Origin of the sequence: Hymenobacter psoromatis (assembly GCF_020012125.1) — a bacterium.
Lineage (GTDB): Bacteria > Bacteroidota > Bacteroidia > Cytophagales > Hymenobacteraceae > Hymenobacter > Hymenobacter psoromatis.
Map to the genome: position 1 here is coordinate 4,529,855 of NZ_JAIFAG010000001.1, position 22,744 is coordinate 4,552,598.

23 protein-coding genes and 1 tRNA gene are annotated in these 22,744 nt (G+C 61.4%); 12 read left to right on the plus strand and 12 right to left on the minus strand.

The features are described 5' to 3' along the window. Positions 1-117: 117 nt before the first annotated feature. Both LC531_RS19630 and LC531_RS19635 read left to right on the plus strand, forming a co-directional pair. Positions 118-564 (plus strand): YsnF/AvaK domain-containing protein, encoded by a 447-nt coding sequence (locus tag LC531_RS19630; RefSeq protein WP_223653303.1) that lies wholly within the window; start codon positions 118-120, stop codon positions 562-564. A 39-nt stretch (positions 565-603) separates the two neighbouring features. Next, positions 604-1,425 carry a YsnF/AvaK domain-containing protein gene (locus LC531_RS19635; RefSeq protein ID WP_223653305.1) on the plus strand — a complete coding sequence of 274 codons (822 nt, stop codon included), beginning with the start codon at positions 604-606 and terminating at the stop codon, positions 1,423-1,425. Between the two features lie 78 nt (positions 1,426-1,503). On the opposite strand, the gene LC531_RS19640 is transcribed toward LC531_RS19635, so the two are convergent. The 3 genes from LC531_RS19640 to LC531_RS19650 all read right to left on the minus strand — a co-directional run bounded on the left by LC531_RS19640 (position 1,504) and on the right by LC531_RS19650 (position 6,813). After that, a complete protein-coding gene (locus LC531_RS19640) occupies positions 1,504-1,914 on the minus strand; it encodes a hypothetical protein (RefSeq protein ID WP_223653307.1) in 411 nt (136 codons plus the stop codon). A 111-nt stretch (positions 1,915-2,025) separates the two neighbouring features. Beyond that, positions 2,026-4,566, minus strand: coding sequence for a hybrid sensor histidine kinase/response regulator (locus LC531_RS19645; RefSeq protein WP_223653309.1), 2,541 nt, complete (start codon positions 4,564-4,566; stop codon positions 2,026-2,028). Positions 4,567-4,785: 219 nt separating this feature from the next. Continuing rightward, positions 4,786-6,813, minus strand: coding sequence for an FAD-dependent oxidoreductase (locus LC531_RS19650; protein ID WP_223653311.1), 2,028 nt, complete (start codon positions 6,811-6,813; stop codon positions 4,786-4,788). Positions 6,814-6,976: 163 nt separating this feature from the next. Between LC531_RS19650 and LC531_RS19655 the strand changes: the two genes are divergently transcribed. After that, on the plus strand, positions 6,977-7,486 hold the full coding sequence (locus LC531_RS19655) for an acyl-CoA thioesterase (protein ID WP_223653314.1): 510 nt from the start codon (positions 6,977-6,979) through the stop codon (positions 7,484-7,486). Positions 7,487-7,705: 219 nt separating this feature from the next. Beyond that, a complete protein-coding gene (locus tag LC531_RS19660; RefSeq protein ID WP_223653316.1) occupies positions 7,706-8,263 on the plus strand; it encodes a type 1 glutamine amidotransferase domain-containing protein in 558 nt (185 codons plus the stop codon). A gap of 106 nt (positions 8,264-8,369) precedes the next feature. Here the strand turns inward: LC531_RS19660 and LC531_RS19665 are convergent, their stop codons facing one another. Further along, the gene (locus LC531_RS19665) at positions 8,370-8,858 is read right to left on the minus strand and encodes a DUF6992 family protein (protein ID WP_223653318.1); all 489 of its coding nucleotides are present in this window, start codon (positions 8,856-8,858) and stop codon (positions 8,370-8,372) included. A 107-nt stretch (positions 8,859-8,965) separates the two neighbouring features. Here LC531_RS19665 and LC531_RS19670 point away from each other — a divergent pair. Beyond that, positions 8,966-9,039: transfer RNA gene (locus LC531_RS19670), tRNA-Val, on the plus strand. 59 nt (positions 9,040-9,098) lie between these two features. Here LC531_RS19670 and LC531_RS19675 read toward each other — a convergent pair. After that, positions 9,099-10,646: a GH3 auxin-responsive promoter family protein gene (locus tag LC531_RS19675; protein WP_223653320.1), complete on the minus strand. Its 1,548-nt coding sequence runs from the start codon at positions 10,644-10,646 to the stop codon at positions 9,099-9,101. A 171-nt stretch (positions 10,647-10,817) separates the two neighbouring features. After that, positions 10,818-11,555: an LPS export ABC transporter ATP-binding protein gene (lptB, locus tag LC531_RS19680; RefSeq protein WP_223653322.1), complete on the minus strand. Its 738-nt coding sequence runs from the start codon at positions 11,553-11,555 to the stop codon at positions 10,818-10,820. 214 nt (positions 11,556-11,769) lie between these two features. Between lptB and LC531_RS19685 the strand changes: the two genes are divergently transcribed. From LC531_RS19685 to LC531_RS19695, 3 genes are all read left to right on the plus strand, one after another. Next, the gene (locus LC531_RS19685) at positions 11,770-12,435 is read left to right on the plus strand and encodes a Yip1 family protein (protein WP_223653324.1); all 666 of its coding nucleotides are present in this window, start codon (positions 11,770-11,772) and stop codon (positions 12,433-12,435) included. A 3-nt stretch (positions 12,436-12,438) separates the two neighbouring features. Then, positions 12,439-13,035, plus strand: a complete 597-nt coding sequence (locus LC531_RS19690; RefSeq protein ID WP_223653326.1) for a 5-formyltetrahydrofolate cyclo-ligase — start codon at positions 12,439-12,441, stop codon at positions 13,033-13,035. Positions 13,036-13,130: 95 nt separating this feature from the next. After that, positions 13,131-13,667, plus strand: a complete 537-nt coding sequence (locus LC531_RS19695) for an ExbD/TolR family protein (protein ID WP_223653328.1) — start codon at positions 13,131-13,133, stop codon at positions 13,665-13,667. Here the strand turns inward: LC531_RS19695 and LC531_RS19700 are convergent. The 3 genes from LC531_RS19700 to mnmC2 form a co-directional block, all read right to left on the minus strand. Continuing rightward, the gene (locus LC531_RS19700) at positions 13,654-14,202 is read right to left on the minus strand and encodes a GDYXXLXY domain-containing protein (protein ID WP_223653330.1); all 549 of its coding nucleotides are present in this window, start codon (positions 14,200-14,202) and stop codon (positions 13,654-13,656) included. The genes LC531_RS19695 and LC531_RS19700 overlap by 14 nt on opposite strands. 6 nt (positions 14,203-14,208) lie before the next feature. Continuing rightward, positions 14,209-15,465 (minus strand): DUF2157 domain-containing protein, encoded by a 1,257-nt coding sequence (locus LC531_RS19705; protein WP_223653333.1) that lies wholly within the window; start codon positions 15,463-15,465, stop codon positions 14,209-14,211. Between the two features lie 113 nt (positions 15,466-15,578). Next, positions 15,579-16,280 (minus strand): tRNA (5-methylaminomethyl-2-thiouridine)(34)-methyltransferase MnmC2, encoded by a 702-nt coding sequence (mnmC2, locus tag LC531_RS19710; protein ID WP_223653342.1) that lies wholly within the window; start codon positions 16,278-16,280, stop codon positions 15,579-15,581. Positions 16,281-16,301: 21 nt separating this feature from the next. Here mnmC2 and LC531_RS19715 point away from each other — a divergent pair, with 21 nt between their 5' ends. From LC531_RS19715 to rlmN, 3 genes are all read left to right on the plus strand, one after another. Continuing rightward, positions 16,302-16,724, plus strand: coding sequence for a thioesterase family protein (locus LC531_RS19715; RefSeq protein WP_223653344.1), 423 nt, complete (start codon positions 16,302-16,304; stop codon positions 16,722-16,724). Positions 16,725-17,015: 291 nt separating this feature from the next. Further along, complete coding sequence (locus LC531_RS19720) at positions 17,016-17,486, plus strand: energy transducer TonB (RefSeq protein WP_223653345.1); 471 nt, start codon at positions 17,016-17,018, stop codon at positions 17,484-17,486. A 52-nt stretch (positions 17,487-17,538) separates the two neighbouring features. Then, the gene (gene rlmN / locus LC531_RS19725; RefSeq protein WP_223653346.1) at positions 17,539-18,621 is read left to right on the plus strand and encodes a dual-specificity RNA methyltransferase RlmN; all 1,083 of its coding nucleotides are present in this window, start codon (positions 17,539-17,541) and stop codon (positions 18,619-18,621) included. 44 nt (positions 18,622-18,665) lie between these two features. Here the strand turns inward: rlmN and LC531_RS19730 are convergent, their stop codons facing one another. The 3 genes from LC531_RS19730 to LC531_RS19740 all read right to left on the minus strand — a co-directional run bounded on the left by LC531_RS19730 (position 18,666) and on the right by LC531_RS19740 (position 21,760). Beyond that, positions 18,666-19,655, minus strand: a complete 990-nt coding sequence (locus LC531_RS19730) for a hypothetical protein (RefSeq protein WP_223653347.1) — start codon at positions 19,653-19,655, stop codon at positions 18,666-18,668. Positions 19,656-19,881: 226 nt separating this feature from the next. Beyond that, on the minus strand, positions 19,882-20,850 hold the full coding sequence (locus LC531_RS19735; RefSeq protein ID WP_223653348.1) for a YihY/virulence factor BrkB family protein: 969 nt from the start codon (positions 20,848-20,850) through the stop codon (positions 19,882-19,884). Between the two features lie 157 nt (positions 20,851-21,007). Then, complete coding sequence (locus tag LC531_RS19740; protein WP_223653349.1) at positions 21,008-21,760, minus strand: DUF3891 family protein; 753 nt, start codon at positions 21,758-21,760, stop codon at positions 21,008-21,010. A gap of 118 nt (positions 21,761-21,878) precedes the next feature. Between LC531_RS19740 and LC531_RS19745 the strand changes: the two genes are divergently transcribed. Then, complete coding sequence (locus tag LC531_RS19745; RefSeq protein ID WP_223653350.1) at positions 21,879-22,643, plus strand: TerC family protein; 765 nt, start codon at positions 21,879-21,881, stop codon at positions 22,641-22,643. The last annotated feature ends 101 nt before the right edge of the window (positions 22,644-22,744 follow it).

Below are 22,744 nucleotides of genomic sequence, written 5' to 3' on the forward strand. Positions count from 1 at the left end.
GTGAGCTTGGTAATTACTTAATAATAAGGTTGGGATAATGCCAGAACTCGGCAACGAGTCGGCTACGGGTGCGTAAGAATCGGCGCAGCAGAAGTAGCTGCCCACCCAGCCGCTACCATGACTCCAGCTACTCCATCCTCGCCTTCGCGGCTCGCTTCCGAAGCGGCCGATGAAAGCCGGGTGCTACCCATTATTGAGGAGCGCGCCACCATTCGGCGCGAGGTAGTGGAAACCGGCCGGGTAGTAGTAACCAAGCGCGTGCACGAGGCCGACGAGCAGATTGTAGTGCCTGTGCAGCACGACGAAGTGCACTATGAGCGCGTGCCGCTCAACCAGACGCTGCCGGCCGGCGCGGTGGCCCCTGGCCCGCGCCAGGAGGGCGATACGCTCATCATTCCGGTGCTGCGCGAGGTGGCCGTGGTTGAAAAGCGCCTGCTGCTGGTGGAAGAGCTGCGCATAACTAAGCGCCAGGTGACGACTGAGCACACCGAGCCGCTGCACCTGCGGCGTGAGGAGGTGCTGGTCGAGCGCCTACCCCCCCGCGAGCCATCGGCCGCCTCCTAAGGATTCCCATTTTTTTTCACCCTTTTCTTTCCTTTTCCCATGAGTGCTCAAACCGTAGTTGGAATTTTCAATACCGCCGCTGAGGCGCAGCAAGCCGTTCAAAACCTGGAGCAAGCCGGGTTCAAGCTTGATTATGTAGACGTGGCTCACCGCGAAACTGCTAATGTCGGTGTGGGCCGCACCAGCGATGACAGCATCGGCGGCTTCTTTAGCTCTTTGTTTGGGGGCGATGACAACGCCGATGCCCGCAGCTACACCGCAGCCGCCAAAAATGGCTCGTCGGTTGTAACCGTGCACGTTGATTCGGCCGACCAAAGCCAGCGCGCCGCCCGTATCCTCGACGATGCCGGTGCCGTGGATGTGGATGGCGGCATAACGGGCGATAAGCCCCAGAGCTACCAGGCTGGCCAAACCAACCAGAATTACCAGGCCGACAAGACCAACCAAACCGGCGACAACGTGAAGGCCGAAGTTATCGAGGAGAACCTGCAAGTGGGCAAGCGCGTGGAGCAAACCGGTGGCGTGCGCCTGCGCTCGCGCATCGTAGAAAAGCCTGTAGAAGCCAGCGTGCGCCTGCGCGAAGAGCACGTAACGGTGCAGCGCACCCCCGTAGACCGCGTTGCTTCAGAGGCTGACTTTAAAGCCTTCAAGGAAGGTGAGTTGGAAGTGACTGAAAGCGCCGAGCGCGCCGTAGTAGCCAAAGAGGCCCGCGTAGTGGAAGAAGTATCACTGGGCAAGCAGGTAACCGAGCGCGAGCAAACTATCCATGACACCGTGCGCAACACGGAAGTGGACGTGGAGCAAATCCCCGGTAAAACCACCACGACCGATACAACTTACACGGACAAAACCAACAACTAATAACAGTTGGTTTTAAATTAAAAAAGGGGGCTGCCGATATCGGCAACCCCCTTTTTTGCGTTTTAGTGGGAGCGCTCATCATTTCCGCATTTCGGCCTGAATCTGAGCCTGCTTGGTTTGCATTTCGCGGTAAGCAGCGGGGCCCAGCACCTGGCGCAGCTCCTTGTCGGAGGCAAGGTTGATGCGCTTGAGGGCCGTGCCAAGCTCTGGTGAGGAGGCGGGATATTCCTGGCGGGCGGCGTTGGCCTGCCGCACGGTGGAGTTCAGCACTTGGCGCGCCTGGGCGGTTTGCTCGGGAGTGAGGCGCAGCACGGTCGTCATGGCATCGGCGAGGTCGCGGGCGGCGGTGGGAGGGGTAGGGGTGTCCGCTGAGCGCGTGACTGCGACCGGCGGCGGGGCCGGCGCATCGCGGTGGCGGTGAAAGATGGAGCAGCCAGCAGCCAGCAAGCTCAGGGCCAGGGCCGGTAGCGTAAAGCGGGTAGAACTCATAAGGTGGCGGCCGAGGGCCAATGGAAAGAAGTAGGACCAGGATACGCAGAAAATGGCCACCTGGTACAGCTTTCCCCCAAACCGCCTTGGTATAAAGTATGGCCCTACCCCCTATCTGGTCAGTACACGGCTCATCACGCGCTCGGCGTGCAGGTCGCCGGCAATCTGGGCTAGCACGTCGCGCAGTAGCAGCTCCACGGTTTCTACCAGTATGCGCAGCGGCTCCAGGGCGAAGGCCCCGGCCCAGCAGTTGATTTTTTCGACGGGCGGCAGGGCCTGCCAGGCGTTGAGGTGCTGCAGGCTGGGCTTGAGTGTGTGGGCCGTGCTTTTGAGCAGCACCACATCGGCCTCGCGCAGCCCGCGGCGCAGGTCGCGCAGGGCTTCCTGGCAGCTATCTGCGAACGTCTGGAGCATAAAGAGCACGAAGTCCGGGTCGTTCTGCCCGGCTTTGAGCAGGTCGTCGATGCTGTAGAGGCTAGCATCGGGCCGGGCTATCCCCGCTGGCTTGGGGGGGCGTAGGGGCTCCGGCTCGGCGGGGGCGGCCGCCCCCGCCGAGCCCGGCACTATCCATTCGAGCAGCAGCTGAAGCAACTGCGCTTCCTGAAAGGGCTTGGCCAGGTAGCCATTCATGCCGGCCGCCAGGCATTTTTCGCGCTCCCCGCTGATGGCGTTGGCCGTGAGGGCCAGAATGGGGGTAGGCAGGTTTAGCTGCTGGCGCAGCACGGCGGTGGCCGCGTAGCCATCCATCACGGGCATCTGCACGTCCATCAGCACCAGGTCGAAGCGCTGATGCTGGGCCAGCTCCACGGCCTGGGCTCCGTGTTCGGCTTCAGTTACCAGGATATCGGCCTGAGTCATGAACGACTTGGCAATCTGGCGGTTAAATAAATTATCTTCCACCAGCAATACGCGCCGGCCGCGTAGCAAAGCCCGGTGCTGGGCCGTGAGGGGCGGCAGTTTGCGGCGCGGCACGGCCTGCGGCGGCCCCACTGGTAAGTGCAGCACGAAGCGGGTGGTAGTACCCTTATTTTTCTGGCTGCTCACCTGAATCTCGCTGCCCATGAGCCGCACCAGGTCGCGGCAGATGCTCAGGCCCAGCCCCGTGCCCCCAAACTCGCGCGTCACCGACGAGTCGGCCTGGCTGAACTCCGTGAACATGGTCGTCAGGTACGCCGGGTCGATGCCAATGCCGGTGTCCGTCACCCGAAACTCCAGGGCCACAGTATCGGCGGGTACCTCGGGGCTGTTGTTCAGCAGCTGGCACGCCACCGTTACGGACCCTTTATTCGTGAACTTCAAGGCATTATCAGCCAGATTGAGTAGTACTTGCCGGATGCGGGAGGGGTCGCCGAGCAGCACGGGCGGCACCTGCGGCCCCAGCTCTAGCAGCAGGCTCAGGCCCTTTTCGGCGGCCTTGAAGCGTAGCGTCTGCTCTACCTGGGCCAGCAGGTGGGTAGGCGCAAAGCCAATGATTTCGAGCACCAGCTTGCCAGCTTCCAGCTTCGAGAGGTCGAGTACGTCGTTGATGATGACGAGCAGGTTTTCGGCCGAGGTAGCAATGGCCTGCTGGTAGCTCAGCTGGTCGTCGGCGAGCGCGGTTTTGGCCAGCAGCTGGCTCATGCCCAGGATGGCATTCATGGGCGTGCGAATCTCGTGGCTCATATTGGCCAGAAACGTCTCCTTGACCCGCGCCGACTCCTCGGCTACTACCTTGGCCTGGGTTAGTGTCTGCTCGGCCCGCACCCGCTCCGTGATATCGAGCCCGTAGCACACCAGCAGGTGGAGTGCCCCATCAGGATAAAAAACCGGCTGGATGCAGCGCAGCAAATGGCGCGTGCCATCGGGCCGCGCAAACTGCTCCTCGTAGCTCACGGACTGGCGGGTGCGCGCGGCCTGCTCAAAGCGCACGCGCCGCTCCTCGGCCATCGCGCGGGGCCGGTTGGTGCGGGCAAAATACGCAAAATTATCGCGCCCGATAACCCACTCGCGCACGACCGGGTCTTTTATACCGCACTCATTCACAAAAAGATAGTGGTGGCGCGCGTCAAAAACGCCAACGTCGGTCGGCAGTTGATTAAGCACCAGCTCGTAAAAGGCGCGCTGCTCGGCCAGCTGCTGCTCGGCCTGGTAGCGCTTGGTAATATCCACGCCCGATGCCACCATAAAGCGCAGCTCCCCATCGGGCCCAAACAGTGGCTGAAAGCGCCGCACCTGCCGCCGCGGACCGTGCCCGGTAGCCAGGCTTTCTTCCCAGCGTACTTCGGCCCGCGTGCGGCGCGCCTCCTCATAGTAACCCTGGTACGCAGCGGCCAGCTCGGTAGGCAGCTGAATGTGAGTGCAATAGTCCTCATTCGTTTTGCCCAATGCCCACGCCCGCACGGTCGGGTCTCTGATGGCGGCCGAATTGATGAAGCAGAAACGCAGGTCGGCATCGTACACGGCCACGTTCACGGCCAGCGCGTTGAGCACGCCTTCGTAAAACTCCCGCTGCTCCGTTAGCTGCTGCCTGGTAGCGGCCAACTGCCGCTCGGCCGCGGCTAGCGCTTGTCGCAGCTCCGCAAGCTCTGCCTCGGTGCTGGCTGCTTGCCTGGCAGTCGTTCCGAGCTGAGTAAGCGCAACTGGTGAATGGTTAGCGGAAATAAAATCAGGCATATAAGCTGCACATACAAACGGCGTAGTAGCAAATATACAGGTAACACAAGTAGCAAAAGTATTGAGGGTTAGTTTTTTATGTAAAAAAAAATGTAATTATAACAAGTAAAATTACTAATTTTCTTGTTCATCAGCGTTCGCGCTGGCTGCTTGGCCGCAGTCTCACATAGCAGGCCATTGACTACCAATAATTTAAGGTTTGCAATGAAGACGGCCTGGCTAGCTGGGCCGCGTAGCTTTCAGACCCTGGGCTGTATAGTGGGCCAGCGCCATAATGGTGAGCATCGGATTGACGCCGCTGCACGCCGGAAAGGCCGAGCCGTCGGCCACGTAGAGGTTTTTTACCTCCACGGTTTCGCCGCTGGGGCGCAGTGGGTGGGTAGCGCGGCGGCCGCCCAGGCGGCAGGTGCTCATCTGGTGGGCGCTGTAGAGGCCGTAGCGGTTGGGCTGCCAAGGCAGGTGGGGTAGGGCGGCCAGCAGCTCGGGGTTTTGCACTACCCCGTCTTTGGCGCGCAGCGTGGGCAGCGTGCCGTGGGGCAGGTACACGGTGTGCGCCCCGGCTGCCACGTGAATATCAACGGCCGCCCGGATGCCGGCCAGCATGCTCTTCTTGTCGAAGCCAGAGAGCTGATAATCAATGAGCGGCGCGCCCTGCTTGTCTATGCGCACCCGGCCGCCGTCGCGGTCGCGGGTGAGCACGATGAACGAGCCCAGGTGGTCGGCGGCTTGCAGTAATTCGCGGTGCTGCGCGCCCGATTGCCAGGGCAGCACCATGGCCAGCAGGCCGGGGTGGGTGGGCGGCGTTTCGAGCTTGGCCCCGAAGTTGGTGCCGCCCAGCCGCGTAAACGTGTCGTTGACGACGCTCATGCTGGGGCCGTGCCACGAGCGCATGGGCCAGGGGTAGTGCGCCGCCACCGGCACGGTAGGGTGCAAATGCAGGTGCCGGCCCAAATGCGGGTGGCGCAGCCCCGAGCGCAGCAGCAGCGCCGGCGTTTGCACGGCCCCGCCCGCCACCACTACCTGTCCCGCCCGCACCAGAATGCGCACCCGGCGGCCCGCGGCAGTAGTGTGCACAGCCTCGGCCCCGGTGGCCCGGCCGCCCACAATGGTCACGCGCTCCACCCGCGCACCAGCCAGCAGGCGCGCGCCGTGGTCGGCGGCCGTGCGCAGGTAAGTATTCAAAGTGCCCTGTTTAATGCCGTGCGCATCGCCCAAGGACGAGTAGCCCAGCCCCTGAAAGTGCGCGTCGGATTCGCTCAGGCCCTTCTCATTGCGCGGAATGAGGCGCGTTTTTTGGCCCAGCCGGGCCGAGCCGTCCAGCAGGGCCTGGTTCTGGCCGTTGTGGCGGGGGTAGGCGGTGTTCACGCTCAGGGCGGCGGCCACGGCGTCGAGGCTTTGGGTAAAATCGGGGCTGATGAACTGCGGCGCGGCGTGCTCGCGGGCCCATTCTTCCAGCACGTAGTCGGGGGTGCGAAACGCGCCGGCCCAGTTCACGGTAGTGCCGCCGCCCAGGCAGGCCCCGGCCAATATGCCAATACTGCCATCGCGGGTGCTGAGCGCGCCGCGCGCGTCGTAGAGGCGGCCCATCATGTCGGCTTCGCGCTGCGTGAAGTCCGCACCGTGCAGGTAGGGGCCGGCTTCCAGCACCAGCACGTCGTGCCCGGCCTGGGCCAATTCGCCGGCCACTACCCCGCCGCCCGCGCCCGAGCCAATCACCAGCACGTCGCAGCAATACGTGGTGTCGGCCACCGGCGCGAGGGGCTTTAGCGGGCGCTCGGTCGCGCCGGGCGGGCGGGCGTCCACCGGGGGGGTAGGGCCGGGGTAGCCCAGCGCCGCCCAGGCCGGATTGGGGCCGCCGGCCGGCGCATCGCCGTAATATAAAAACGTGCACAGCTTGCGCAGCGCGTGAAAGCCCTTGCGCAGCGGCGGCAGCCGCGAGCCGGCCCAGCTTTGCAACAGCGCCTCGCGCTGGGCGGGCGTAAGGTCCAGAAACGGCCGCAGCGGCCCCCACCAGGTGAGGCCGGCTAGGGGTTTAGCCAATAAATCAAGCAGCTGCTCAAACTCCACTTGCTCGCCCAGCGGCTGCGCGCGCAGGGCCGTCACTAGCTTATCTAGGTCCACCTGGGCCGAACCGGGGGGTAGGCCGTCCGCACCCGGCCCGGCTGGGATAAACGTGTCGGCGATGGCGCGCAGCGTGGCGGCGCGGGTGGGCGTGAGGGCAAACATGGCGGGAAAGGGGGTAGGCAAAGGCGGGAGAAAAGGTAAGCTTTTTTTCTGGAAATACTCGGCATGACGAGTAGTTTGCGAAGGATACGCTGTAGCTTGTCGGACCCGCGCCACTGCGAATCAACTCGTACACTACCCCCTGCCAGACCAGCTACAGCGTATTCTACGCCTCTACCTTTGCCCCATGGCTTCTCTTCTGCGCACGCCCGAAACCCAGCATCGCATTCATTTTCAAGACTGTGATATGCTGGGTCATCTCAATAATGCCCGCTACCTCGACTACTTTCTCAACGCCCGCGAGGACCAGGTGGCCGAGCACTACGCCCTCAACATGGGCGAGCTGGCCCGCGAGCAGCACGCGGCCTGGGTCATCACCAAGCACCAGCTCAGCTACCTCAAGCCGGCGCGGCAGGGCGCGCTGGTACGCATCCGCACCCAGCTCATTCATTTCGACAACTCCAACCTGGTATTGGAAATGCAGATGCGCGCCGCCGACGGCCAGCGCCTGCTGGCGCTGCTGTGGTCCGAAATGGCGTTCGTGCAACTGCCCGCCGGCACCCGCACCGACCACGCCGACGCCCTCATGGACCTGCTCGACGAACTGGACGTGCCCGGCATAGACTACGAGCCCGATGGCTTCGACCAGCGCGTGAAAACCGTGCGCCAGGAGCTGAAAAGGGCCCGGCGGGAGTAGGGTTTTGGTGCTTGGTTGGTGGTTGAGGACGGTTGTCGTTGCCAGCAAAGCGAAGCAATCGCATCCGAGCAATAGGCGAACAACTAGGGCGTGTGCCGGGCGGGTGCGATTGCTTCGCGTTGCTGGCAATGATGAACGACAACCACTAGCCACTGCTAGGCGTACAGCAGAATACTACGGGCGGCACTTTCGCTGCCGCATTCCTTTTCCACAAATCTCATGTCAATTTTCAGCAGCGATAAGCTTAAAGGTAAGCGCATTGCCATCTTGGCCACCGATGGCTTCGAGCAATCCGAACTCCTTAAGCCCCAAAAATTTCTCAAACAAGAAGGCGCGACGGTCGATGTCGTGTCGCTCAAGTCGGGTTCTATCAAAGGCTGGGACCAGAAGGACTGGGGCGATAAGGTAGACGTGGACAAGACCCTGGACGATGCCAAAGCCAGCGACTACGATGCCTTGGTGCTGCCCGGCGGCCAAATGAACCCCGATGTGTTACGCACCGAGCCCAAAGCCGTAAATTTTGTGCGTGATTTCGTGAATGCCGGCAAGCTGGTGGCTGCCGTCTGCCACGGCCCCTGGACGCTGATTGAGGCCGATGCCGTGCGCGGCAAGCACCTGACCAGCTGGCCCAGCCTTCAAACCGACCTGCGCAACGCCGGCGCGCACTGGCAAGACGCTGAGGTGGTCGTGGACGGCAACCTTATCACCAGCCGCAAGCCCGAGGACCTGGACGCTTTTAATCAGAAAATCGAAGAAAAGCTGCTGGCAGGTTCTTAAGTAAAACTATTGTCATTGCGAGCAGAGCGAAGCAATCACACCCGAACGAAATCGTCTGGATGTCATTGCTTCGCTTTGCTCGCAATGATGATGTTATAGAAAAACCCTATAAAAACCACCACATTACCGCATCAAATAGCAGCAGGAACCCGCCTTGCAGCTGCACCGAGCGGCCGTAGCCGTAAAGGCGTTCGGGGCGATTGGCACCGGGGCGGGCGGCGTGGGTGAGCAGCCACAGTCCCACCAGCAGATAGCCCACATCGAGGCCCGCGTTTATTAGAAAAATCTGGCTGGTAGAATGCACGTCGGCCAGGGCAGTTGCGGCCGTAAAGCCGGCTAAAGGCGCGCCAGGATGCGTGCGCAGAATGCCTACTGCCGCTAATATGGCGTTGATGAATGCCCACAGGCAGTTCATGAAGTGAAAATGGTAGAGCCACTCGCGGCGGTCGGTGCGCGGCAGCTGGTAGCCGCTCGCTACCAAATTGAGTAGCGCCCAGACGCCCAGGATGCCCAGGCCCCGGCCCAGCGCCAGCTCGTGGTGCTGGTAGGCCACCAGCCAGGCCGGCCCCGCCGGAAGGGTAGAGAGAAGAAGCATCGCCGCAAAGAACGCCTACCCCCCGCCAAAAGTTGGAAGCCGGATGCGCGCTAATTGACCGGCGGGCGTACTTTTGCGGCCGGCGCGCGAGTCGCGCTGCTAGCCTCGGGGAATTAGCTCAGCTGGTTAGAGCGCTACCTTGACATGGTAGAGGTCACCGGTTCGATTCCGGTATTGCCCACGAAAGCCCGCCCTTCGGCGGGTTTTTTTGTGCCAGGTCGCACCCTTACTTTTGTGGCTTTAGCGCTGTAAATCAATGCCTTGTTGGCTTAAAGCCAGTACTTCTTCCAGCACCTGGCGCGAGTTGGCCAGGCGGGGCACTTTGCGCTGGCCACCCAGGCGGCCACGGCCGCGCAGCCAGGTTTCGAAAGTGCCGGGTGGCACAAAGTGCACGCGGGGCAGGGCCAGGGCCAGGTCGCGGTGGCGCTTGGCATCGTAGTCCGAATTGAGGCGGCGCAGCTCTTGGTCGAGGTGCTGGGCGAAGGCGGCGGCGGCGGGGGGGGGTAGGGGCCCGGCCAACTCCACGGCCCACTCGTGGCCGCCGCGTGAAGTGCCGGTAGCCGCCGCGAAATACACGGGCGCGGCCGTGAAGTCGCACACCGCGCAGCCCGTGGCCAGGGCCGCCGCCGCGATGGCCGCCTCCGCGTTTTCCACCACCACTTCTTCGCCGAAGGCATTGAGAAAGTGCTTAGTACGGCCCGTGATGCGCACCCGGTAGGGCCGCAGCGAGGTGAAGCGTACGGTATCGCCCACGAGGTAGCGCCACAGTCCGGCGTTGCTACTGATAACCAGCGCGTAGCTCGGCCCGATGGTTACGGCTTCGAGCGGCACCGGACGCGGGTCAGGTTGGTCGAACTGCGCGGCCGGCAAAAACTCGTAATAAATGCCGTGGTCGAGCAGTAGCAGCAAATCGGGACTACCGGGCTCATCCTGCAAAGCAAAGTAGCCCTCCGAGGCATTGTAGATTTCCAGAAAGCGTAGCTGTCCGCCCGGCATCAGCTCCTCAAACAGCGGCTGGTAGGGCCCGAAAGCCACCGCGCCGTGCAGGAACAAGCCCAGCCGGGGCCACACTTGGCGCAGGTCATCGGCCCCGGTCAGAGCCAGTACGCGGCGCAGTAGCACGAGCATCCAGGTGGGCACGCCGGCCAGCACGCGCACATCCTGACGCAGCACGTGGCGGGCAATGCGTTCGATTTTTTCCTCCCACTCTTCTAATAGAGCCAGGGGTAGGGGCGGGGTGCGCAGCGTCTGCGCCCAGCCGGGCAGGCTGTGCATCACCAGGGCCGACACGTCGCCGGTGAGCGCGCCGCCGTCGAAGGGGCTGGGGTTGAGGCTGCCGCCCAGGCTCAGGGTTTTGCCTTGCAGCAGGCGCTGGGCAGGGTAGAGGTGGGTGGCCAGGGCCAGCATATCGCGGCCGGCGCGGTAGTGGTTATGGTGTAGCGCCTCGGGCGTGAGGGGCAGGTATTTGCTGCGGGCATTGGTGGTGCCGCTGCTGCGCGCCTGCCAGCGCGGGGCCGGGCCGGGCCACAGCACGTCGGGCTGGCCGCGCAGCACTTTTTCCAGCTCGGGGTATAGCTGCTCGTAAGTGCTCACTGGCACTCGCGCCGCAAACTCGCTGGCGCTTAGGCCCGGTTCGTAGCCGTAGCGCCGGCCCCAGGCCGTGCTGCGCGCCCGGCCCAGCAGGTAGCGCAGCACGGCCGCCTGCGCTGCCTCCGGCTCGTGCCGCACCCGCGCCAGCCGCGGCAGGCTACCAAGCTGAACGGCGCGGGCGATGAGCTGGTCGAGCACTGCGGATTGGGTAAGGGTTAAGAGTCAGGCAAAGGACGTTTGTCATTACGAGCGCAGCGCGGCAATCGCACCCGAATGATACCCGCACGATGGGCGAACGACTGGTGCGAGTGTCGTTCGGATGCGATTGCCGCGCTGCGCTCGTAATGACAATGAGGCTAAACTAACTATCTACTCAAATACTTTGCGCTTGAACTCAAAGTTGCGGCCCAGGTACACGCGGCGCACGGTTTCGTCGGCGGCCAGCTCTTCAGCGGTGCCGGCTTTGAGAAGCTTACCCTCGAAGAGGAGGTAGGCCCGGTCCACGATGCTCAGGGTCGAGTTCACGTCGTGGTCGGTGATGAGGATGCCGATGTTGCGGTGTTTGAGGCGGGCCACGATGCCCTGGATTTCCTCGGTGGCGATGGGGTCCACGCCTGCGAAAGGCTCGTCGAGCAGCACGAACTTGGGGTCTACGGCCAGAGCACGGGCAATTTCGGTGCGTCGCCGCTCGCCGCCGCTTAGCACCTTACCCAGGTTTTTGCGCACGTGGCCCAGGCTGAATTCTTCCAGCAGTTCCTCCACTTTAGCTTTTTGTGCCGGCTTAGACATGCTGGTCATTTCGAGCACCGAGAGGATATTTTCCTCCACGCTCAGGTCCCGAAACACGCTGGCTTCCTGCGCCAGGTAGCCCATGCCGCGCCGCGCCCGCTGGTAGATGGGCAGGCGCGTTACCTCCTCGTCATCCAGAAAAATGCGGCCGCCGTTGGGCTTCACCATGCCCACCATCATGTAGAAGCAGGTAGTTTTGCCGGCCCCGTTGGGCCCCAGCAGCCCCACGATTTCGCCCTGCGCCACGCTCAGTGACATATCGTTGACCACGATGCGGGACTTATACTGTTTGAGCAGGTGCTCGGCGCGAAGAATCATAGGCGGGGCAAAGGTAAAGCCGGGGGCGGGGGGAGGACACAGGAAAAATTAGTGGTAATGGTTGAGAAATTCAGCAAAAGGAAATGGTAATGCAGTAGAGGGGCAAAATTTAGTGCCTCATCGTTGCCCGATAACTTGCTGCGCGGCATCAATAGCTGACAAAAGCACTTCCGATTATAATTTGGCTTAATCCAACGGCACTCTATCTGTAATTATGCCTGAAAACTTTATCAACTTGGGGCCTGAAAACACCAGGATTACCAGTCGTAATCTATTCATCAAGCTGTGGTTGCATCCCAGAGCTACGCTCCGCTTCATCCTGACCAACTCTCCTAATGCACACGTTACCCAGTTGCTGATGCTGGGAGGTGTCGCCAGGGCCGTGGGTCGCATTGATTATGAGCACCCCCGTGCTGCTTCATCTATAAGCAACGCGCTGTTGCTGGCGGTATTGGTGGGAGGATTATTTGGCTGGTTTACCTACTATGCTTACGCCTGGGGCTTAAGCCTAGGCGGCCAGTGGCTGGGCGGACGGGCAACATTCAACATGTGCAGAACGGTTGTTGCCTGGGCCTTGGTGCCGACGATAGTTTCGCTGGTGCCGATGTTTTTGGTAGTTGATATACACAGCACCAATTCATTTCGCCGAGAAGTTATCGACTTACCCTTATCCACCGAAACGTTGACCTATTTGCTTACCGCCTTTGAATTAATTTTGGTGATGTGGGCAATCAGTATCCTCTTGGCTGGTATTCGGTTGGTGCAAGGATTTTCGATGGGCCGGGCCGTAGTGTGTATGCTACTGCCGGGAGTTGCCATACTGCTCTTCGTTGGCAGTATTTCCTTGCGCATGCGGGTATTTGAAATGGCTACCACCTGAGCCATGCTACCCCCACCCACCAAAGCCGCCCTGCGCCGCGCCGCCCTACCCCGCCGCCTGGCCCTAAGCCCCGCCGAGGTGGCCCGCCGCAGTGAGCAGCTCAGCGCGCAGCTTTTTACCCATTTTCCGGTGGCGACGTGGCGCTGGCTGCACGTCTTCCTACCCCTCGCCGCGAAGCACGAGCCCGATACGTGGTGGATAATCCACCGCATCTGGACTGAAAAACTGCTGGTGCGCCTAGCCGCGCCTATGGTGCAGCCCGACGGTATTTCGTTGAAAAACTACGAGTTGACTTCCGCTACGCCACTGCTCACCAACTGCTGGGGTATCCCGGAGCCGGCCGCCGACCCGGCCGCCGAGGTAGCCCCGGCGCGCTTCGACGCAGTGCTGGTGCCGCTGCTGGCCGTGGACGAGCGGGGCCAGCGTGTGGGCTACGGCGGCGGCTTCTACGACCGGCTGCTGGCGCAGTGCCGGCCCGAAACGCAGTTTATTGGCTTGAATATGTTGGCTGATGCGCCGGGGCTGGCCCTGGCCGACGTGCTGCCCACCGACGTGCCGCTGCACGCCTGCGTGGGGCCGGGCGGCGTGTGGAAATTTTAGCGGGCCGGCATCAGGTGGGTAGCGGCTGCCTTCGGTAGCGCCCGGCCGGAGGGCGGGGCGCGGGCAGCTTTTTCCTACCCCCCTCTTCTGCCCCAATGGCTACCATCGACCAACCCGCCCCCAAAGACAGCAAAAAGCCGCGCGCCCGCCCGCACAAGTTTCACCTTGACATGACCCCGATGGTAGACCTGGCGTTTTTGCTGCTTACGTTTTTCATGCTCACTACCACCTTCGCCAAGCCCCGCGTGATGGAGTTAGTTATGCCCGTGAAAAGCCCTATTCTTACACCCATAAAAGAGTCAGGGGCGATGACTATTATCTTGGGTAAGGGGCATCGGGTTTACTATTATCTGGGCCTAAATGCACCCAAAGACCCCTCGGTGCCAGTGCCCGTTTTGCACAGTACTAACTTTGGCCCACATGGTATTCGCCAAACCTTGCTGACTCAGCGAGTATCGCAGCAGCAAAGGCAACTAGGGCCAGTATTTGTGCTCATCAAATCCGGCCTCGGTGCCAAATACGCTGACATGGTGGATATTCTGGACGAGATGAATATCACCGGTCAGTCAAAATACGCTCTCACTGACCTCTCGTTAGCCGACCGCCAACTACTGCCGCCTACCGAGCGATAGTAGCCGGCAACAGCTTCACCTGCTCAATCCGCGCCTGGCCCCACGGCGCGATGCTGACTTGCACGCGCACGGCGGGGCTGGTTTTACCGAGGCGCAGGGGGCTGTCGCCGGGCACGTAGTAGCGCTCCAGGTTGTAGCGCAGGCCTAAGCTGCGGTTGTATACCTCCGTAATCCAGCCGCGTAGTATGGCCTGGCCGGGGCCGGGCTTTTGCTCTTGGGTATAGACACCGGCCACGGTGGCCAGGCTGTCGGGGCCGAGCGTGGTGGTCAGCAGCACATACACGGCTTGGCGACGCTGCGGGGGGGTAGGGCCGCGCCAGGCCGCGAGGGGCGCTTCGGCGGCGAGATAGCGCAGGCACACGAAGCTTTCGTACTGCAGGGCGTGCAAATCAACGGGCGCGGTCGCCAGCCAGATGTGCCGGCCGTAGGCCGTGGTGGCGTAGCCCGCGCCGGCCACGCCCAGCACGTAGAGCACCTGCGCCGCCACGAGCAGCCGCAGCAACAGGCGATGAGAGGGGGTAGGGCGAATCGGCATCGGTTCCTAGTGGCTGGTTTCGGGTTCGTGGTTGGGCGCAGCGATAACCGCCGCCGCGCCGGCCGCCAGGCGTTGCGCATTACGGCGACGTAAATACCAGCTTAAGCTCAGCAATAAAACTCCGCCAATTAAGAAGAACAGTGACTTATCCAGGAAAGCCCAGGTGAGTTTGAAATACGCCACCATCGTGGCCACCACGAACAGCACGGTGCCCAGCGTGAGCTGCTCGGCGTCGGTGGCGCGGTGGGCGCGGGCCAGCACCGAGCCGGCGTGGGCGTACAGCACCACCAGCGTAGCCACGGCCAGCGGCAGCCCGCCCGGCAAGTAAAAGCCTGGTAGCAGCAGCAGCCAGTCGGGCAGCGTGGCCAGCCGGCCCCGCGCCCGCTTGCCGGCCACCGACAGCGCCAGCACCGCCGCCAGCGCGCCCAAGTAGGCCAGTACCGGCGGCCGCAGCAGCCCGGCATACTGGTCGGTTTCGCCAAACAAGGCCAGGCCGAGGGCAAATAAATAAGCCGCCACCAGCGGCGGCCCTTGCAGCGCCCGGCCGGCGGCGCGGTTGGGGTGCCAATCGCCGGCCGCATACACGAGCATGGCCGGCACGAAAAACCAGGTGATTTTGGCGTGCGTGAGCGCCACCCACAGCGCCGCCTGCCACAGCAGCCCAACGGCTAACAGACTGCCCACCAGCGTATCTGGTTGCCGCCACCAGCGCCAGCCGCTGCCCAGCGCCACCAGCCCGATGGTGGCGTAGCTAAACGTGCCCAGCGCCTGCGTGCAGTACGTTTGGACCGCCGCGCCGATGAGGATGGGTAGTAAAACGAGCGTCTGGCTATCGTATAAATAACTCAGCAGCACGCCCGCTACTACCCAGGCCAGCAGGCCGCTCACGTCGTAGCCCACCAGCTGGTAAAGCTGGCTGGTAAGAATAATGCCGGCCCCAAACAGCACCAGGCCCAGCCCCAGCAGCCCATATCCCACGCGCCGGTTGCCGCGCCGCAAAAAATAGTCGCCGCCCGCATAGGCTGCCAGCAGGCTACCCAGCAGCAGCCCCAGCCGCACTACCGGGGGTAGGTTTTGCCAGTTGGCCGCCACCACGCTCAGCGCGCTCAGCCCCACCAAAATGCTGCCCAGCAGCGGCAGCAGGCCCACGGCCCGCACGGTCTCGGAGGGGTAGCGGGCCAGCAGGCGCTCCCGCTGCGCCTCCGTGATGAGGCCCTCGGCGACCCAGGCGGGACTATCGGTTTCGAGAAATTTTCGGGACATAGCGTAGAGTGAGCTTCGGCTGGCCGGGTAGGGAATGTGCGGTAAGCTTTAGCTGGCCGGATGTCGGCTCGGGCTTCATTTTAATGGCAAGCTAAAGCCTACGCCCGTTTTTCTTACTTGGTGGCCCGCGTCATCTCGCGCTTGCCGGGCGGACCGGGCAGCTTCTCGGTGCGCCAGCCGGCGGCCCGCAGGTTGCGCCGAAACTGCCCCTGCGCGCAGTAGCTCACCAGCACCGCGCCCGGCGCGGCCGCCGCGTACAGCTTCGCAAATACGGCTTCGGTCCACAGCTCGGGCTGCTTCTCGGGGGCAAAGGCGTCGAAGTAGATGAGGTCGTAAAAGTCAGCACCTAAGTCAGCCTGCTGTACTGGCTGCTGAATCTTGGTTAGAAAGAGGGTTTCGTCAATTTCCATTACAACACTCCAGGGAGCCGCATGTATCTGCTTAAATACACGAAGGAAGGGGTAATTGGCCCATTGCGAAGCTAGCGCTGCCACAGCCTCGGGGGGCAGAGGATAGGTTTCGTAACCATCGTAAGAAATAAGTGCTCCCATAGCTTCAGCCGCTTCCAGCGTTAGTAGCGCGTTGAGGCCGGTGCCCAGGCCTACTTCTAGTACTTGTAATGGCCGCTCCCTACCCCCGCCCGCCGCCAGCAGCGGCTTTAGTCCCGCCTCAATAAACACGTGCCGCGACTCCTGCCGCGCGCCGTGCCGCGAGTGGTAGCACTCATCCAGCGCCGGCACGTAGAGCGTGGGCGAGCCGTCGGCGGTGGTTCGCACCTCTACTTTTGGCCCGCCTTCCAATTGCTCACTGTTCATTACTAACTGTTCATTGAAAAGATGCCCCGCGTAAAAGTAAGTTTGCCCGCCAGCTTCGGCTTTGCCGTCACGCTGCCCGTCCGCATCACCGACCTCAACTACGGCGCGCACCTCGGCAACGATGCCCTGCTGAGTTTGCTGCACGAGGCGCGGGTGCAGTTTCTGGCCCACCTCGGCGCAGTCGAGTTTGACTCCGCTACCAAGCTGGGTTTTATTATGGTTGATGTGGCCATTGAGTACAAAGCGGAGGCGTTTTACGGCGACGTGCTCACTATCCGGCTGGCCGTCAACGACTTGAATAAGTACGGCTTTGATATAGTGTACTTGGTTGAAAACCAAGCGGGTAGGGAAGTGGCCCGTGCCAAAACCGGCATGCTGTGCTTCGACTACAACACGCGCAAGCTGCGCCCCCTACCCCCCGAGCTGGCCGCCAAGGTCGGCTAAGCCTAGATGAGGCTGGCCGCGCCTAGTTCACCCAGGTAGCCGCAGGCGGGCCAGTACTTCTCCCTTTGCCTAGCATTATCTGGTTCAGGTTAGAAGGGTATCGGCTCAGCCTTGCTCGTGCAAATCACCCCTAAGTCTATGCGGCGAAGGTGGGCGGCGGAAGATGCGTGGCAGCTGAGCCGGGCCGTGTTTGCCGGAATCTTATGCGGCTCCATGATTAACAGCATTCTATACTAGTTTACTTTCTACTGAGATGGTGTGCCTTTATAAAGCATTCATTTTCTTGCTCGTATGAGTTTATTTTTACAAAAACCCCTTCGATTAGTCCTGTTGGGCAGTATTGCTTTTTTCGTTGTTCGACCAGTGGCAGCACAAACTGTTGCTGTACCAGCTAAGGCTGAGACCCAATATGTATACGTGGAGAAACTCCCAGAACTGCCTGGTGGCGGCGGCGAGCATGCCGTAGTTACAGCTATTCAACAGCGTGTGATATACCCACCCGCAGCAATTCGTGAGCAACTGGAAGGCCGCACGAAAGTTTGGTTTGTTGTTAAGGCAGATGGAGGCATTGGGGCAGTGCGTATTACAGAATCTCTGCGGGCCGACTGTGACTCGGCTGTAGTAGAAGCTGTGCGGCAATTACCGCACTTTGAGCCAGGCATTATAGCGGGCAAGCCATCGGCCATTGGTTATACTATACCGATAACGTTTCGGCTGCAAAAAGTCGCCCGTCCGCACCTGGGAGTCGGTTCGGGCAACTAAGTCGCCGTTACCACCCGGAACCTAACCGCTTGGGCAGTTGTATTTTTGTGCTATGCTGTTCGAATTACCCCTAGCCCCCACGCCGTCCGCCAAACGCGACATTCGCAAAACCTCGCCCGACGACCTCAAGGCGTTTATGGTGGAGCACGGCGAAAAGCCGTTTCGTGCCAAGCAGGTGAGCGAATGGCTGTGGAAAAATACGGCCGGCTCGTTTGAGGAAATGAATAACATCTCGCTGGCTACCCGCGAGCTGCTGGCCGCCCACTTCGTGATAAACGGCGTGGCGGTGCAAAACCAGCAGCTCAGCGCCGATGGCACCATCAAGTCGGCCTTTCGGCTGCACGATGGCAACGTGGTGGAAGGCGTGCTCATCCCGCACGATACGCGCATGACGGCCTGCATTTCGAGCCAGGTGGGCTGCTCGCTCACGTGTAAGTTTTGCGCCACCGGCTACATGGACCGTAAGCGCAACCTCGACGCGGCCGAGATTTACGACCAGGTGGTGCGCATCCGCGAGCAGTGCGAGGCCCAGTATGGCACGCCGCTCACCAACATTGTGTACATGGGCATGGGCGAGCCGCTGCTCAATTACGCCAACGTGGTGGAAAGCGTGCGCCGCATCACCGCACCCGATGGCCTGAACATGGCCCCGCGCCGCATCACCATCAGCACCGCCGGCATCGCCAAGATGATAAAAAAGCTGGCCGATGACGACGTGAAAGCCAACCTCGCCCTGAGCCTGCACGCGCCCAACGACACGAAGCGCAACGAGATTATGCCCATCAACGAGGCCAATTCGCTCGCCGCGCTCAAGGAAGCCTTGCAATACTACCACGAGAAAACGGGCCGCAAAGTCACCTACGAATACATTGTGTTCGACGGCTTTAACGACACGCTGCAAGATGCCGCCGAGCTGCACGTCATCAGCAAGTGGCTGCCCTGCAAAATCAATCTTATCGAGTATAATCCCATCGAAAACGCCAGCTACCAGAACGCGGAGGCCGATAAAATCACGGCCTTCCACAAGTACCTGGCCGACCGCGGCGTGCAAACCAACATCCGCCGCTCGCGGGGCAAAGACATTGACGCCGCCTGCGGGCAACTGGCGGGCAAGGAAAAGGCCGCGGCGGCCTGAGCCCTACCCCCTCCGTCCCCGCGAAGCCCCGCGGTCAGCCCAGCCTACCGCAGCTTGATTTTACCAAACCGATACGCTACATCCAGATAAGCCGGATAGATGCCGCTGTTGTTGCGCGAGGTGAAGTAGAGCGCCCCCAGGCTGCCGCTGAAGCGGGGCGAGGCGTAGCGGAAACCGGCCAGGCCGGCAAAATCCCCATTGGTATTGAAATTTGCGATGTACGTTTCGTTGACCAGCGAAAACAGGCGTGATAACCGGACATTAGCCCCGATAACTGCCACCGGCGAGCTGCCAACGCCCTCGCTGCCAAAGCCGTAGCCCAAGCCAAGGGTCACGTTGGTATCGGCTGAGCCGTAGGTGGCCATGCCGTAGCCTACGCCGGCGCTGCCGCTACCCCCGGCAATGCCCGTGGCGAAGCCAAACAGCACTCCCGCTCCCACGTGCAGCTTATCGCTCACCGGCACGCTCAGCTTGGGCGTCAAGGCCAGGGCCGGCACGCCCACAAACGGTATCACGGGCACGAGCAGGCCCAAAGAGATATTATCGGTCAGGCCGTAATTAACTCCCAGCAAAAACACGTCAATCGCCTGCACGTAGCCTTCGCCTTCGTGCAGGCCGCGGGCCGTGGGAGCCAGGAACATGCGCGTGCCGTTGCCCACGTAGTCGAAGCCGCGTCGCGCCTGTTCGGGCGTCTGCGACATCAGCTGCCGCAGGTTGGTCCGCTGCACCGTCACCAGGCCCAACTCCCGGGTTTCAAAGGTCAGCGTCAGGTCGGTGCTGGCTTGCAGCGTGCCACTAAACTGCGTGCCCCCGACGGTTTCCACGCTGTACACCTGCCCGATGACTTCGGGATGGCCGATAACCTCGGCCGATGGCAGCGCGGTCGAGCGCACGGGAGGAACCGGCTGGCTGGCGGGGGTAGGCGGCCCAAGCGGCTGGGCGGGCTGCGGCGCGCCGGGCAACACTGGCCGCTGGGCAAAGGCAGGCCCGGCCAGCAGACTCAACAAACCCAGCAGTGCGAAAGAGAAACGCATTCGTAGGGGCCGCAAGGAAAGTGGCTTGCTACCGCCGTAAAGATGCAGGGTTCCTACCCGGTAGTTGCAACCCTATTTGATTGGCTATCAGACTTTAGCTAGCCTCTTATTATGGGTCCAATAGCCGCGCAGGCACTTGATAATCTATTGATGAAGAATTGATTAAAATAAAAAGGCGATGTATTTTTCTTTCTTTTCAGCTGACTTTAGCCAACTAAAATTTTCCCTACCCCCGCCAGCTGCCGGTGCTCGGCGGCCGGCCGCTAGCCTTCTCGCTTTCCGACTCGCCGGGCGGCACCTCAATCGTTTCGACGCGCACGGCGTGGGCTTTGGGCTGGATGCGCTGCCCGAAGGCATCGGCGAATTCCTGGGTGAACTCGGCCCCGAAAAAGATAATGAGCGAGGAATAGTTAATCCAGACCAGCAGCACAATGGCCGAGCCCGCCGCCCCAAAGGCCGACCCCGGATTTGCCTTAGCTATATAAAAGGAAATCAAGAACTTACCTAAAATAAAGAGCGCCGCCGTAATGAAAGCCCCAATGCCCACATCGCGCCAGCGAATAATGGCATCGGGCAAAAAACGGTATATCAGCCCGAAAAGTAGCGTAGTAACCAGCAGCGATAAAACAAAGTCAACCAGCTTGATAGCAATGAGCCCGACTTCGGGCAGGATACGCGCCAGATAGCCCGTAAAAAAACTTACCAAAGCGGTGATTATAAAGGAGATAAGTAGTAGTAGCGCCACACTTAGGATGAGTCCGAACGAAAGCAGCCGCTGCCGCACGTAGTCCCAGATGCCAATGCCATCGGTCTTAACTTTCAGGTTCCAGATGTCGTTGATACTTTCCTGCAAGGTGACGAAAAACGTGGTAGCCGTGAACACCAGCGTACCCAGCCCGATGGCCGTGGCCAGGCCCGATTTGTTGGACAGCGTGAACTGCGCAATGCTGTCTTGCAAGAACTTAGCCGAGTCGGCCCCCACCAGTCCGCGCAGCTGCCCATAAATCTGCCCGGTCAGGGCATCGCCCCCGTACACGGAACTGGCCAGCGTGACGACGATGAGTAGCAGGGGGGGTAGGGAAAAAATGGTGTAGTACGACAAGGCCGCCGCGTGCCGAAACGAGTTGTTCGTGGTGAACTCGCTGGCGGAGGCTTTAAAGATGGCGACGATATCCGAGAATTTATATTGCGTCATAATAGGAGGCGAAAAAAGCGACGCGCACCAGGGCCGGGTGCTGGCGCAAGGAGGCGCGCCAGTTGGCCGCTCTCTAAGAATACGGTCGCCACGGGTTTTTGCCTGAAAACTACCTAAAAAATAACCTGGCGCGGCGTTCAAGTTGCCGCGCGCTGCGCTACCCCGCCCGCAGCGCCCAGCGCAACGGAGCAATGGGAGCCTGGCGCAACGCCACCGCCAACTCGGCATCATCTCGGAAGCACAATTGGTGCAGCTCCTGAGCCTCAACGCTCACTTCCAGTTCTTTAACCGCAAAAGGCCAAGGTCGCACCACGGCCGGCGTGCCCGGCCCGGCGGGCTGGCTCACGTAGCTGGCGTGCGGCTGGTGGCTGGGGGGTAGGGCGCTGATTTCGACCTCGCGGCCCATCTCGGGTAGTTCCTGCCGGCAGAGGATGAGTGAGAGGCGGTCGGCCCAGTGCAGCAGGTCATAGGCCTGGCGGGCCTGGGTTTTGGTGAGGTGTAATTCTTTGGTCCAGCGCGCCTGGCCCGCCCGCAGCTCATCCAAAAACACTTCTATACCTAGCTGCCTGCCGCGCAGCGGCTCGTATAATGTGCTCAGATGCAGGCTAGTAAGCAGGCTGCGCCAGCGCCCCTGGAAGCGCGCCGCGTGCAGCACGCCGGTAGCCTGCTCCAGGGAAAAGGGTAGCTGCGTGAAGTTGGCCGGGGCACCGGCGGGCGTGAGGCCGTGGTGGCCGCCGCGCCCATGCCAGGCCGCCTGCTCGTCGTCGTGCTGCGCAATGGCTGCCAGCAGGCCCACCCAGCGGTCGGGGGGTAGGAAAGGCGGCCAGGCCCAGGCCAACTGCATAGCCAGCAGCGCGTGCGCCTGCTGGTAAATAACCTGCCAGCCAATAGGGGTTGGGTTGACTATCATGAGAAAATGCCAGGATTTTTGACGCAATTTTGGGGATTATACGGCGAAAGAAATAATCTGTCATTGTAAGCAAGGCGAAGAAATAATAGATTATGCACATCTCTCTGCTTCTACCCCCATGTTCGCAGAATTGCAAGATATTCTGGACCATCCGCTGCCCTCGCTGGCGGTAGTCGGCAACCTTATCATCATCGAAAGCCTGCTTTCGGTAGATAATGCGGCCGTACTCGCCACGATGGTGAGCGACCTGCCCCGCGAGCGCCGCAAACAGGCCCTGCGCTACGGCATCTTCGGGGCCTATCTGTTTCGGGGGCTGTGCCTGGTTTTTGCAGCCTATCTGGTCGAGTTCTGGTACCTAAAGCCGCTGGGCGGCCTGTACCTGCTATATCTGGCTCTCAACTACTTCTTTGCCGCGCCGGCTAGCCACGAGGACGCGCCTCTCAAAGAAAAAAGCTGGCTCTACCGCCGCACGCTGGGCCTGCTGGGCCCGTTCTGGGCCACCGTAGCCATGATTGAGTTGATGGACGTAGCTTTTTCCATCGATAACGTATTCGCGGTGGTGGCCTTCAGTAGCAACCTGCTGCTGATAACAACGGGCGTGTTCATCGGCATCCTGGCCATGCGGCTGGTGGCGCAGGCGTTCGTGGGACCAATGGGCCAGTATCCGTTTCTGGAAACCTCGGCCTTTGTGATTATCGGCGTGCTGGGTCTCAAGCTGCTGCTTTCCTTGCCAGCGCATTTTGCGCCTACCCACCCGGTTAGCCGCTTCCTTACCAGCGAAGTGGCCGAAGTCGGGCTCACGGTGCTCACCATCGCCACGTTTGGGGTGCCGCTGCTTTCCTCGCGGCTGCTGGGCTGGCCGCGCCGCCTGGGCGGCAGGTAAGAACAGGCGGGGCTAGCCAGGCTATCAGTTTGTTACTCATTTTCTCTTCATGCTTTGCGGGAGTGAAACGAGTCTAGCTTTGCTGGTGAGCAAAACAGCTC

Coding starts and splice junctions, on each gene's coding strand:
- LC531_RS19640 (WP_223653307.1), bottom strand. CDS start 1,914: ATGAGTTCTACCCGCTTTACGCTACCGGCCCTGGCCCTGAGCTTGCTG.
- rlmN (WP_223653346.1), top strand. CDS start 17,539: ATGCTGTTCGAATTACCCCTAGCCCCCACGCCGTCCGCCAAACGCGAC.
- LC531_RS19630 (WP_223653303.1), top strand. CDS start 118: ATGACTCCAGCTACTCCATCCTCGCCTTCGCGGCTCGCTTCCGAAGCG.
- LC531_RS19730 (WP_223653347.1), bottom strand. CDS start 19,655: ATGCGTTTCTCTTTCGCACTGCTGGGTTTGTTGAGTCTGCTGGCCGGG.
- LC531_RS19665 (WP_223653318.1), bottom strand. CDS start 8,858: ATGCTTCTTCTCTCTACCCTTCCGGCGGGGCCGGCCTGGCTGGTGGCC.
- LC531_RS19700 (WP_223653330.1), bottom strand. CDS start 14,202: ATGCCGATTCGCCCTACCCCCTCTCATCGCCTGTTGCTGCGGCTGCTC.
- LC531_RS19695 (WP_223653328.1), top strand. CDS start 13,131: ATGGCTACCATCGACCAACCCGCCCCCAAAGACAGCAAAAAGCCGCGC.
- LC531_RS19735 (WP_223653348.1), bottom strand. CDS start 20,850: ATGACGCAATATAAATTCTCGGATATCGTCGCCATCTTTAAAGCCTCC.
- LC531_RS19685 (WP_223653324.1), top strand. CDS start 11,770: ATGCCTGAAAACTTTATCAACTTGGGGCCTGAAAACACCAGGATTACC.
- lptB (WP_223653322.1), bottom strand. CDS start 11,555: ATGATTCTTCGCGCCGAGCACCTGCTCAAACAGTATAAGTCCCGCATC.
- LC531_RS19660 (WP_223653316.1), top strand. CDS start 7,706: ATGTCAATTTTCAGCAGCGATAAGCTTAAAGGTAAGCGCATTGCCATC.
- LC531_RS19720 (WP_223653345.1), top strand. CDS start 17,016: ATGAGTTTATTTTTACAAAAACCCCTTCGATTAGTCCTGTTGGGCAGT.
- LC531_RS19690 (WP_223653326.1), top strand. CDS start 12,439: ATGCTACCCCCACCCACCAAAGCCGCCCTGCGCCGCGCCGCCCTACCC.
- LC531_RS19645 (WP_223653309.1), bottom strand. CDS start 4,566: ATGCCTGATTTTATTTCCGCTAACCATTCACCAGTTGCGCTTACTCAG.
- LC531_RS19635 (WP_223653305.1), top strand. CDS start 604: ATGAGTGCTCAAACCGTAGTTGGAATTTTCAATACCGCCGCTGAGGCG.
- LC531_RS19655 (WP_223653314.1), top strand. CDS start 6,977: ATGGCTTCTCTTCTGCGCACGCCCGAAACCCAGCATCGCATTCATTTT.
- LC531_RS19740 (WP_223653349.1), bottom strand. CDS start 21,760: ATGATAGTCAACCCAACCCCTATTGGCTGGCAGGTTATTTACCAGCAG.
- LC531_RS19715 (WP_223653344.1), top strand. CDS start 16,302: ATGCCCCGCGTAAAAGTAAGTTTGCCCGCCAGCTTCGGCTTTGCCGTC.
- LC531_RS19745 (WP_223653350.1), top strand. CDS start 21,879: ATGTTCGCAGAATTGCAAGATATTCTGGACCATCCGCTGCCCTCGCTG.
- mnmC2 (WP_223653342.1), bottom strand. CDS start 16,280: ATGAACAGTGAGCAATTGGAAGGCGGGCCAAAAGTAGAGGTGCGAACC.
- LC531_RS19705 (WP_223653333.1), bottom strand. CDS start 15,465: ATGTCCCGAAAATTTCTCGAAACCGATAGTCCCGCCTGGGTCGCCGAG.